Here is an 11947-nt window from a genome sequence, read left to right as displayed (position 1 = left end):
GAGATTTTATAAAAAACATAAAAATCGAGGTGAGCACATGTCTACTCAAACAGCAAAAAAAATTAACGTGCAATCAGCTGTGGATTACAGGAATTTGGACGCGCCGATATACTCTTGGGATGCAAGCCCGCGAGGGAAGTTCACCTTATCTGGTGCCGAAGCCAGCTTGCCTGAACATATTGCCGATTTTCAGCAAACTCTCCGTAATTTCGCGCTAAATGTCGCCAGACCCATAGGCATAAAACTAGATCGTATGACGCCAGAAGAGGCCATTGCGAAAGATTCTCCGTTTTGGGAGTTTCGAGAAAAATACTTGGAGCTGGGCGTAACTATTGAAGCTCTCGGTGAGATGGAGCCTCAGGAAGCCGCACTGTTATTTTCTATTTTGTTTGAAGAGCTAGGTTATGGAGATGCAGGTCTTGCGATATCAGTTGGCGCGGGAATCCTGCCCCAGTGGCTTTGCGCAAAGTTTGGTCGTACAGATCTACTCGAGGAATTTCCCGATTCAATGTTGGGTTGTTGGGGTATCACTGAGCCAGACCACGGCTCCGATATGCTCGATCCAAGTCGTAGTGTTGTCTATCCGGGAAGCTCATATGGTCGGCCTAATCTGGTAGCTGATTTAACGGGCGACGACATTGTTTTGCATGGACAAAAATCAGCATGGGTATCTAATGGCGTTATTGCAGACGTTTGCATTATTTACTGTGCTGCAGATTCTGGTAATGGAGCGTCCGCCACTGAAGGTTGTGCTTTAGTATTTCCAATGGATCTTCCAGGTATAAGCCGTGGTAAGCCGCTAGATAAGCTTGGCCAGCGAGCACTAAATCAAGGTGAAATATTTTTCGACAATGTGCGTATCCCACGTAAGTACTTACTTGCCGGACCTGAAGATTATCAGCGCGCCGTATATTGTATTCACGCCGAGGCTAATGCCTTGATGGGGGCGACGTTTACTGGCCTGGCGCAGGCTGCCGCAGATTTGGCGCTAGACTATGCTCACCAAAGAATCGCTGGCGGGGTCCCAATTATCCATCATCAGTCAGTGCGCAGTCGTTTGTTTCATATGTTCAGAAAGGTCGAGATATCACGATCTCTTACTCGTCGTGGATTAAATTTTAATAATGATCCTGAGCTGGGTACGCCGTCCTTGTGCGCTGCGATGTTCTCTAAGACGACGGGCACACAGCACTCATACGAAGTCACCAGCGACGCTTTGCAAATTTTTGGCGGTAATGGTCTGACTAAAGAATATCCTCTAGAAAAAATGCTGAGAGACGCCAGGGCTTCGCTAATCGAAGACGGATGCAACGAGGTGCTGGCTCTCAAGGGTGGTAGCTACCTCATCGATAGCGCCAAATTTTAATAAGAGGGTTTAACCGTGAGGCAAGTTGCTTACGTTGCCGGTGTCGGTATGACTCCGTTTGGCAACGCCATAGATAAAACCCTTAATGAGTTGGCGTGTGCGTCCATTGCGGATGCATTAAAAGATGCCGGTATCAGCAAGGGGGATCTCAATGCCGCTTACATGGGTAATGCTGCGGCGAGCGTCATCACTGGCCAGGTCTGTGTGTCTGGCCAAGTAGCATTGCGAAGCATGGGTATTGGAAAGATTCCCGTCGTTAACATAGAAAATGCTTGCGCAACGTCGGCAACTGCTTTTCAGCAAGCGTGCACTATGGTGACGTTAGGTGTCTATGATGTGGTGTTGGTGTGTGGTTATGAAAAGCTCTATCACGAAGATAAAAATAAAACATTCTCGGTTTTTACTGGCGCTATCGATGTTACCCAAACGGATGCAATCAAGGCGCGCTTGAAGGCGCGAAACGACGCTATCGGTCAGCCTTTAGATATGTCGGGGGCTGGCAGTAGTCGATCAATATTTATTGATATTTACGCGACCTGGGCCCGCGAACACATGCATCGCTACGGCACAACACAAAGACAATTGGCGGCAGTTTCTGCAAAAAACTCGCTTCACGGTAGCTTAAATCCAAAATCTCAATTTCGTAGTATTGTCACGATTGCCGAGGTGCTCTCAGCGAGGGAAATTGTCGCTCCGCTTACCTTGCCTATGTGCGCGCCCATAGGCGATGGGGCTGCGGCAGTCGTCGTTGTCAGTGATCGCTTTGCGAAAAAGATAGGTAAAAAACGCTGCATCCGGGTCAACGCATCTAGTCTGCATAGCGGCTGGGATGTCGAGGAGGGTGAGCTACCTATGGTGTCTAGTGCGGTTTCAGAGCTGTACGAGGATGCTAGTTTGGGGCCTCAAGATCTTAATTGTGTCGAGCTTCACGATGCATCTGCTATTTCAGAAATAAAATACTACGAATACTTGGGTTTGTGTGAAGCCGGCGCCGGTGGAGAGTATGTAGAAAGTGGTGCGTCGTCACTTGGTGGCAGGGTCCCAGTGAATACCTCTGGGGGTCTTATGAGAAAGGGGCATCCGATAGGAGCTACCGGCGCGGCCCAGATAGTGGAGTTGGTGATGCAGCTGCGCGGGGAGGCGGGCGCGCGCCAAGTAAGTGGTGCTAGGGTTGCGCTAGCTGAAAACGGTGGTGGTTATATCGGCACAGATGCCGCTGCTTTGGTGCTCAGTATTTTAACAAAAGAATAATAGGGGATCGAAGATGAAGGACCTTAGAATATTTTCGAACTTGATTGAAGATAAGAAAAATGCCAGTCCCAACCTAGATGTACTGACTTTCGTCAACCTACTACCCTGTGGTGATCTTGAACATGAAATAAGAACCTACCGTAATTTATGGGACCAGGGGCAGCGGGTCTTTTCAGCATTGAAAAACGAAGATATGGCGCCGGGTGAAAGCTTTGGTATTGTGATGCAGAACCATCCTGAGTTTGTCGACTGCATGGTCGGTAGCTCGCTTGCCGCGACAGTATTTGTGCCGATAGATCCGCGTACAAATGGTGAGCGTTTGGAGTATATGCTTAGCTGGGCAGATTGTAAGGGTGTCGTCTGTGCAGATTATTGTCTTCATAACGTTTTGGCCGCGTGTAAGAGTTTGCCGCAGATACGCTGGATTTGGGTGGTCTCCAGTGGTGAGTTAGTTAAGTTGCCGATCAATGATTTACGTCTTAAAAGATGGAGTGATATCTCCTTGGCATCACTGACAGAAAATCAGGGACGAGTGCGCAGTGCCGATGAGACGATGCAAATGCTCTATACATCAGGTACTACCGGGGATCCTAAGGCTATTCGTGCGCCTTACACTCGTTACGATACGGTTTCATCGATAGGGCCAATGATTGGCCTGACAGAACATGATCGGCCATATACCGGTTTGTCACTTACTCACGCCAATGCTCAGCTCATTAGTTTGGGCAATATTTTAAAAATGGGTTTGCGCGGTGTTATTAGTAGAAAATTCACTAAGTCTAGATTGTGGGATATCTGCCGAGCCTATGACTGCACTACCTTTAACTTACTTGGCGGTATGACCACTGCTATTTATAGTGAAGCAGTTCGCGCGAGTGACAGAAACAACCCCGTGCGGTTTATTCTAAGTGCCGGTATGCCTGCTGCTATATGGAGTGACTTCAGCAAGCGATTTAATGTCGAGCTTTTTGAATTCTACGGCGCTGCCGAGGGTGGCATGATGTTTAATCCGCCTGGGGCCGGTCCAGTCGGCAGTATCGGCAAACCACCGGAAAGCTTAATAGCGCGGATTGTTAATGAAGAAGGTGCTGCCTGCCCGCCAGGTCAGCGTGGCGAAATTGTATTTGAGGCTGCTGCGGGGCCGAAGTTGGCGGTTGAATATTATAAAAATCCGGAATCATCGAATAAAAAGACCCGTAACGGTGTTCTGTACATGGGTGATATTGGCCATCAAGACGAAGACGGCTGGTTTTACTTTGACAGCCGCAAAGGTGATGAAGTTAGACGTAATGGCGAGTTTGTTGATATTGCAAAAATAGAAAAAATCATCGCTGAATTCGATGATATTGAGGATGTGTTTGTCTACGGTATTCCATCGCTAAATGGCGCTCCCGGGGAAAAAGACATTATTGCTGCAGTTGTTCCTGTTGAAGCGAAGCTATTTGATCCTGATGTGTTAGTTAACCATTGTAGAGATGCTTTGGGTCGAAATGATTTGCCGAGTTATATTCAGGTGATGGCGGAAATTCCAAAAACGGCGTCGGAAAAACCGCAGTCCAGATTTTGCTATGAATTGTTTATGGAGCAAAAGAATCATATCTACGATGTGGCGTCATAAATAAAATACTAAAGTTTTCTATTTTTTAAATAACAAGAAAAATGATTTTTCCGACTATACCCCTGATTTAAACCATGTTCAAAGGTGCGCATTAGGCCCTCGAGATTTGGTCATAACATAATGGTGAATTCATAGGGTATTGATAACTACTATTTGCCTAGCGTTGCGCCGCTTTGGCAGCTAATGATTTTATTGTGAGGTAGATGATATGGAACAGACGTATAAGGCCTTGGTGGCGACACGCCAAGACGGAAAACTATCAGTGGGTTTTGAGCAGCTGGCGGCATCAGATATTGGTGACGGCGATGTGGAAATTGCCGTTGAGTATTCTACTTTGAACTATAAGGACGGTTTGGCAATGAGTGATGCCATTCCCATCGTTCAGCAAGACCGCTTGATTTTGGGTATTGATATGGCCGGTACGGTTGCTAGCTCGGATAACCCTCGCTTTATTGTTGGAGATAAAGTGGTGATGAATGGCTACGGCGCGTCGGAAACCCATCATGGTGGATACACTCAGCGGCTTCGTACCAATGCCGACTACCTAGTAAAACTGCCTGCAGGTATTAACACTCGTCAGGCGATGGCAATTGGCACGGCGGGATACACCGCGATGTTATCGGTGATGCGCTTAGAAAAAATGGATGTTAGACCTGAATCAGGTGTTGTCCTAGTCACCGGCGCATCAGGTGGCGTAGGCACCGTGGCAATTTCATTGCTGTCTGCGCTGGGCTACCGGGTTACGGCGTCAACAGGTCGCTTGCAAGAAGCAGACTTTCTAAAAGGTCTTGGTGCTAGCGACGTGATAAACCGCGCCGAGCTCTCTGAGCCGGGTGAGATGATGCAAGCACCGCGTTGGGCTGCTGCTGTCGATTCTTGCGGCAGTCATACCTTGGCAAACGTCATAGCGCAGCTTCATTACAGCGGTGTAGTGACCGCCTGTGGCTTGGCTCAAGGTCTGGACCTCCCAGCTAATATGATGCCCTTTGCACTGCGCAATGTATCTTTGCTTGGTGTCGATTCTGTACACGCACCTATGTCATTAAGAGAAGAAGCGTGGGGCAGGTTAGCGAAGGATTTAGATATGGCGAAATTGGAAGCCTTGACGGTAAATATCCCTTTCGATGATCTACCCGTTGCCCCAGGTAAAATTTTGCAGGGCCAAATACGCGGGCGCGCCGTAGTCGAAATTACTGACTAATTATGGCGAGAAGATTACTAAGAATAATAATAGTAAGGACATGGTTATGAATAAAGAACTGAGCGTATTTGGCTTGGAAGGCAAGGTTGCGGTTGTAACTGGCGCCGGCACAGGGATTGGTGAGGCCTGCGCGCGGTTGTTTGCTAAAGCCGGCGCTGCAGTGATGCTTAGCGATATTAATCGTGAGGCCTGTGAGCGTATTGCCGCTGATTTAAATGAGCAGGGATTGCAGGCCAGAGCGATGCGCCTGGATGTGACAAGTGAGGCGGATTGGGCTGAGTTAAAGACAGCGCTGCAAGGATGGAAGAATCGCTGGGATGTATTGCTTAATAATGCGGGAATCTACATCGGGGGCATGCTTGAAGACAACACGATTGCGCAGGTAAGTAAAATTAATCAGATCAATATTGAGTCAGTCTTTTTAGGTACCCGCACCGCGGCTGAGAGTATGAAGCCGGGATCAACATTCGGACGGGGAGGTTCCATTATTAATCTGTCATCAATTGCGGGCTTGGTTGGTGTTCCTGGCCACAGTATTTACGGTGCAACGAAGGGCGCTGTGCGCTCCTTAAGCAAGCATAGTGCGGTTGAGTTTGCCAAGTTTGGCTACGGCGTTCGTGTTAATTCCCTGCACCCTGGTTTGATTGAAACCTCAATGGGGGATCAGGCCTTACAGGAATTTGTTGATATTGGCGTCGTTGCGAATGTTGATGAGGCGGCTGCCTTGCTGAAGTCAGCCATGATACCAATGGGGCGCTTAGGTAATGTGAAGGATATTGCTTATGCGGCATTATTTTTGGCTTCGGATGCCAGTTCCTATGTAACCGGAATTGAGCTGACAGTTGATGGCGGTTTTTGCGCAGCTTAAAGGAGATTGTTTATGTCTTGTCAGGGAAAAGTGGCATTGGTGACTGGTGCCGGCGTAGGGATAGGGGCAGCAACAAGTAAGGGCTTGGCTGCTGCGGGTGCCGTTGTTGTGGTGACCGATATCGACCAAGCATCCGGTGCTCAAGTGGCTGCTGAAATTAATTCGGCGGGGCACCAAGCTATTTTCTTGAGCCTTGATGTCTGTGACGAAGCGCAGTGGCACTCCGTGATAACTGATGTTGTGGCACGTTACGGTGGCTTACAAATTCTGGTTAATAATGCGGGTATTGCCAATATCTGCGGGATTGAAGACGAGACCTTAGCGGGTTGGCGCAAAACCAATGCCATCAATAGTGATGCGGTGTTCTTGGGTACTCGCGAGGCGATTCGAGTGATGAAAGCTTCAGGTGGAAGTATTGTTAATATTTCCTCTATAGAAGGTATTGTCGGTGACCCGATGTTACCTGCTTACAATGCGAGTAAAGGGGCGGTGCGCGCATTTACAAAATCTGTAGCCTTGTATTGTGCGGATAAGGATTACTCTATTAGAGTCAATTCCGTTCATCCGGGCTACGTTGTTACGCCTTTAGTGAGTGGTGCCTTGGCGCGATTAAGTAGTGGTGATGCAGAAGCATTCGCGCAGCGCGTTTTGGCGAGTATTCCGATGGGTCGAATGGCGGAGCCGGAAGAAATTGCCAAAGGCATAGTATTTTTAGCATCTGATGATGCCAGCTATATGACGGGTTCAGAATTGATTATGGATGGTGGTTACACTGCGCGATAGTAAATAGAAAGATCAATAAGTCCACTGGCGCGGCGATTAAGCAACTGTCAGGGGGCAGTTTCTAGTTAGTCTAATGGACACATGGTCGGATGCCTTGGGTATGATAGTGCGATCTGCCATCGCATCTATAATGAGCTGTTTTTCATGACCGAGAATACTGAAAAGAAATTGTCGCCCCTCTGCCGCACAATTGAGCAGGACGGAAAGATAATCCGGGTGGAGATCTATCAAGATGTCGACGGCAATTGGTTGCTCGAAGTCTATGATGAGTTTAATAACTCTACCGCTTGGGAGGATGCTTTTGAGTCTGATCAAGACGCTTTGTTCGAAATAGAAGCGACCGTGCGTGAAGAGGGTATAGACTGTTTAATTGGCCCCGTTGATAGTGGTTTGGCGTGAACGTTGTGGCGGGCAATGGCAGTGCTCCCGTTGCCTTAGTGACGGGAGCCGCGCAGCGCTTGGGTGCGGAAATTTGCCGCAGTCTTCACGCCCGCGGTTACCGTATTATTATTCATTATCGACACTCCCATGTCGCCGCTGAAGAGTTGCGGGACGAGTTAAATTCCCTGCGTGATGATTCTGCGGTGATACTTGCAGCCGATATGAATTCTTTGACTGAGCTTAAGAATTTGGCTGCCAAGGCGATATCCCAGTGGCAGCGCTTGGACGTATTGATTAATAATGCGTCGGGTTTTTACCCAACGCCTGTGGTGAGCGCGGATGAAAACGATTGGGACGCGCTGTTCAATAGTAATCTGAAGGGGCCATTTTTTCTGTCGCAGGCGGTGGCGCCAGCCTTAAAAGCAAGTACAGGTTGTATCGTTAATCTCGTTGATATTTATGCTCAGAAGCCCTTGAGTGGCTTCCCTATTTACTCCATGGCTAAAGCGGGTGTGGCGATGATGACGCAATCATTGGCGCTTGAGCTTGCCCCAGATGTTCGCGTGAACGGTGTTTCTCCGGGTGCGATTTTATGGCCAGAAGAAGAGACCGATTACAGCATCAAAGAAAAGCAGCACCTCAAGCAGCGGGTTCCACTTCAGCGCCAGGGAGACGCGACTGATATCGCTCAAACGGTGACTTTTTTGGTGGCAGATGCCCCTTATATTACCGGGCAAATAATCGCAGTTGATGGCGGTCGTTCAGTATCTACATAGTTTTGTTGATGCGTCCTAGAGTTCGATTTATTTGGCGCATACAGTTTGATTGCGAGGCGAGCATTTAAGTTACCCCGGCTCGCTACCGTGAATATCATGACCGTTTTGGTTTGGATAATTGAAGGTGACAAGATGGGTCATGGGGCAGATGGTGGCGTTACCACCTACCCCACGAGGCATCGCAATGTTTTAACGATTCATACGATGGTCGATAAGCTCTTCTACCACCGCAGGGTCAGCTAAGGTTGATATGTCGCCCAGAGTGTCTAATTCATTGGCGGAGATCTTCCGTAAAATACGGCGCATTATCTTGCCTGAGCGTGTTTTTGGTAGGCCGGGTGCCCATTGGATTAAATCCGGTTTGGCGATGGGCCCTATTTCTTTTACGCAAAGGGCGATGAGTTCACGGCTGAGTTCGTCGCTGCCCTCTATGTCGTGCATCAGGGTGACATAGGCGTAAATTCCCTGTCCTTTAATGTCGTGGGGGTAGCCAACAACAGCTGCCTCGGCGACGTCTTCATGTAACACTAGCGCACTCTCGACTTCGGCGGTGCCCATGCGGTGGCCGGATATATTGAGCACGTCATCTACGCGACCAGTAATCCAGTAGTCACCATCGGCATCGCGACGGGCGCCATCACCGGTGAAGTAGTAGCCGGGATGGGTGCTGAAGTAGGTTTCTATTAGGCGTTGATGGTCACCGTATACACTGCGAATTTGGCCTGGCCATGAGCGTTTAATCACTAATAAGCCCTCGCCTGGACCTACTATTTCTTTGTCGTCGCTGTCTAGCAGGGCGGGTTCAACGCCAAAGAAAGGTCTGGTTGCGGAGCCGGGTTTCATGTCGATGGCGCCGGGCAGCGGCGTGAGCATATGTGCCCCTGTTTCTGTTTGCCACCAGGTGTCTACTATTGGGCAGCGACTGTCACCGATTACGCGGTGATACCATTCCCATGCTTCTGGGTTAATGGGTTCGCCGACTGTGCCGAGTAAGCGTAAGCTGCTGCGATCTGTTTTCTCAACGAACTCGTCACCCGCGCCCATAAGGGAGCGTAAGGCGGTTGGCGCAGTATAAAAAATGTTGACCTTGTGTTTGTCTACGACCTGCCAGAAGCGCGATGCATCTGGGTAAGTGGGTACGCCCTCAAATAGTAGTGTGGTTGCGCCGTTGGCTAGCGGGCCATAAACAATGTAGCTGTGGCCGGTTATCCAGCCAACGTCGGCGGTACACCAGAAAATCTCGCCGTCTTTATAGTCAAAAACGTATTTGTGGCTCATTGCTGATTGTAGTAGGTAGCCGGCACTGGTATGCATTACACCCTTGGGTTTGCCAGTAGAGCCAGAGGTGTAGAGGATAAATAGGGGCGCCTCGCTTTCGACGGCTATCGCAGGACAATCAGCCGAGGCATTGGCGACGGCATCGTGATACCAGATGTCGCGATCATCTTGCCAATCGATTTCGCCGCCGGTGCGTTTTACTACTAGGCAGGACTCTATGCTAGGGCAGTTGCTAAGAGCGCGGTCTGCATTGGACTTGAGGGGAATCTTTTTGCCACTGCGTAAACCCTCATCGGCCGTGATCAGCATTTTACAATCGGCATTTTGGATGCGGTCTTTGAGTGCTTCCGGTGAGAAACCGCCAAACACAACCGAGTGAACGGCGCCAATACGGGCGCAGGCTAGCATCGCGTATGCCGCTTCGGGAATCATCGGCATGTAAATACAGACGCGATCGCCCTTGGTCACCCCTTGGGCGAGCATCACGTTCGCCAGTTTACAGACCGCAGTATGAAGCTCTCGGTAGGTGATATGGAGTGATTCGCTGGGGTTGTCGCCCTCCCAAATAATGGCGGTTTGCTCGCCGCGGGTTTCGAGATGCCGGTCTATGCAGTTATAAGCGACGTTGAGTTTACCGCCGTCAAACCAACTGGCTTCGCCCTTCGTAAAGTCATAGCTGTTTACGGTGTGCCAGCGCTTGTCCCAACTTAAAAAGGTATCGGCTTGGGCTGCCCAAAAATTATCGGCGTCATAGAGTGATTGGTGGTACATCTCATCATATTGCGCTTTATTGATATGCGCACTTGCCGCAAAAGTCGGGGGCACGGGATGTACGTTCGGCTTGCTCATGGTATTGCTCTCTTTGTATGGTTGTTATGATTTTTTGATCTGCAGTAAATGCAGAAACGACCAGAAAGGGCTGTAGTTGTTAATGGCAGGATAACGGCTTGGCGGCGAGGATTGAAGCCCAAACTGGACAAATTTAAGTTGTCATAAACGAATAGGGCACGCTGTGGCTAAGCTGCAATCGCCAGCGGCTTGTATCGGTAGTGGGAAAATGGCAGAGACGGGCGCCTCTGCCATTGAATCAGGCGACCTGAACAGGAATGGCGTTACTGGCATGGCTGACGGTATTGTCAGCATTCATATAAATAAGACGCGGCTTAAAGTTTATTAGCTCGGCCTCAGAATATGTTGCATAAGCACAGATGATTATGACGTCATCGACGTTGGCTTTATGCGCCGCAGCACCGTTTATAGAAATGATGCCGCTATTATCTTCGCCACGAATTGCATAAGTGGTGAAGCGTTCGCCATTGGTGACGTTGTAAATTTGAATCTGCTCAAATTCACGGATACTCGACATGTCGAGTAATTTCCCGTCAATGGCGCAAGAGCCTTCGTAATCAAGCACTGCATGAGTAACTCGGGCTTTGTGAAGTTTAGCTTTCAGCATAACTGACTGCATAACGCTGTTCCTTTTTCTCAGTCTCTACTGGCTTAATTGGCAGCCAACATTCCCCAGTCGGCGCTGGGGTTAACATTCAGGGTGACGTTGTCGATCAAACGCGTGCTGCCAAGCTTGGCAGCAGCGAGTATGACCACTTCTTCGGTATCCGGAGTTACCGAGCGCAGTGTACGAGCATCGCAAATAGCAAAATAGTCAGATTCCAAGCCAGCCTTTATAAGGCTGATCTTAGCGTGCTGTTCTAATTTGCTATAGCTGTCGTAACCGCAGGCGATAGCCTCGCGAGTTTCCTGTAATACTTGGTGCAAAATCGGTGCAATTCTGCGCTGTTCGGCATTGAGATAGCCATTGCGAGAACTCAGCGCTAAACCGTCTTCAGCACGGGCAGTCGCAACGCCAATAATGTTAATCGGCATGCACAGGTCGCGTACCATTTTACGGATAACGCTAAGTTGCTGAAAATCCTTCTCACCAAATACCGCAGTATCTGGCTGTACAATATTAAAAAGCTTCGCGACGACTGTTGCAACACCGGTAAAATGACCGGGTCGACTTGCTCCACAGTGTTCGTCGGACAACTCTGGCACAGCGATTTTGCTGTGGCTGTCCATGCCTTCTGGGTAAATTTCATTTACCTGCGGAAGGAATAAGCATTGCGCTCCGGCGGCAAACAACTTTTCTTTGTCTGCGGCTAGGGTGCGCGGGTAGCTGCTGAGATCTTCGTTGGCGCCAAACTGCAGCGGGTTAACAAAGATGCTCACAACCACGATGTCGGCGTGCTGACGGGCACGCTGAACGAGGCGCAAATGCCCCTCGTGGAGATTGCCCATAGTCGGTACAAAGGCGACGGTTTTACCGGCGCGTTTACCCGCATTGAGAGCTGCCCGTAGTGATGCGGCTGTGCTGTAAGTTTTCATACCACTAACTTCCCAATCTCATACTTCGCAAAGCGAAGGT

Annotated in this window: 11 protein-coding genes; 8 read left to right on the top strand and 3 right to left on the bottom strand. The window is 49.3% G+C overall.

Annotated features, from left to right (window positions below):
• Positions 1-37 precede the first annotated feature (37 nt).
• The 8 genes from AB4875_RS00170 (at position 38) to AB4875_RS00135 (ending at position 8244) form a co-directional block, all read left to right on the top strand.
• Positions 38-1366, top strand: coding sequence for an acyl-CoA dehydrogenase family protein (locus AB4875_RS00170; protein ID WP_368374003.1), 1329 nt, complete (start codon positions 38-40; stop codon positions 1364-1366).
• A 15-nt stretch (positions 1367-1381) separates the two neighbouring features.
• Positions 1382-2617: a thiolase family protein gene (locus AB4875_RS00165; protein ID WP_368374002.1), complete on the top strand. Its 1236-nt coding sequence runs from the start codon at positions 1382-1384 to the stop codon at positions 2615-2617.
• Between the two features lie 13 nt (positions 2618-2630).
• Positions 2631-4235 (top strand): AMP-binding protein, encoded by a 1605-nt coding sequence (locus AB4875_RS00160; protein WP_368374001.1) that lies wholly within the window; start codon positions 2631-2633, stop codon positions 4233-4235.
• Positions 4236-4443: 208 nt separating this feature from the next.
• Entirely contained in the window at positions 4444-5436 is a 993-nt protein-coding gene (locus AB4875_RS00155; protein ID WP_368374000.1) for an MDR family oxidoreductase, read from the top strand.
• Positions 5437-5482: 46 nt separating this feature from the next.
• Positions 5483-6304, top strand: a complete 822-nt coding sequence (locus AB4875_RS00150) for an SDR family NAD(P)-dependent oxidoreductase (protein ID WP_368373999.1) — start codon at positions 5483-5485, stop codon at positions 6302-6304.
• 12 nt (positions 6305-6316) lie between these two features.
• Positions 6317-7087 carry a glucose 1-dehydrogenase gene (locus AB4875_RS00145; RefSeq protein ID WP_368373998.1) on the top strand — a complete coding sequence of 257 codons (771 nt, stop codon included), beginning with the start codon at positions 6317-6319 and terminating at the stop codon, positions 7085-7087.
• Positions 7088-7231: 144 nt separating this feature from the next.
• Complete coding sequence (locus AB4875_RS00140) at positions 7232-7486, top strand: hypothetical protein (protein ID WP_368373997.1); 255 nt, start codon at positions 7232-7234, stop codon at positions 7484-7486.
• Positions 7483-8244: a pteridine reductase gene (locus tag AB4875_RS00135; protein ID WP_368373996.1), complete on the top strand. Its 762-nt coding sequence runs from the start codon at positions 7483-7485 to the stop codon at positions 8242-8244. Before AB4875_RS00140 ends, AB4875_RS00135 begins: the two co-directional genes overlap by 4 nt.
• 189 nt (positions 8245-8433) lie before the next feature.
• Here AB4875_RS00135 and acs read toward each other — a convergent pair whose 3' ends face one another.
• The 3 genes from acs to panC all read right to left on the bottom strand — a co-directional run bounded on the left by acs (position 8434) and on the right by panC (position 11907).
• Positions 8434-10371 carry an acetate--CoA ligase gene (acs, locus tag AB4875_RS00130; RefSeq protein ID WP_368373995.1) on the bottom strand — a complete coding sequence of 646 codons (1938 nt, stop codon included), beginning with the start codon at positions 10369-10371 and terminating at the stop codon, positions 8434-8436.
• A 238-nt stretch (positions 10372-10609) separates the two neighbouring features.
• Positions 10610-10990 (bottom strand): aspartate 1-decarboxylase, encoded by a 381-nt coding sequence (gene panD, locus AB4875_RS00125; protein ID WP_103684416.1) that lies wholly within the window; start codon positions 10988-10990, stop codon positions 10610-10612.
• Positions 10991-11022: 32 nt separating this feature from the next.
• Positions 11023-11907 (bottom strand): pantoate--beta-alanine ligase, encoded by an 885-nt coding sequence (panC, locus tag AB4875_RS00120; protein WP_368373994.1) that lies wholly within the window; start codon positions 11905-11907, stop codon positions 11023-11025.
• Between the last annotated feature and the right edge of the window lie 40 nt (positions 11908-11947).

The organism is Zhongshania sp. R06B22, from assembly GCF_040892595.1.
GTDB lineage: Bacteria > Pseudomonadota > Gammaproteobacteria > Pseudomonadales > Spongiibacteraceae > Spongiibacter > Spongiibacter arctica.
This window is presented reverse-complemented; position numbering and strand designations above follow the sequence as displayed.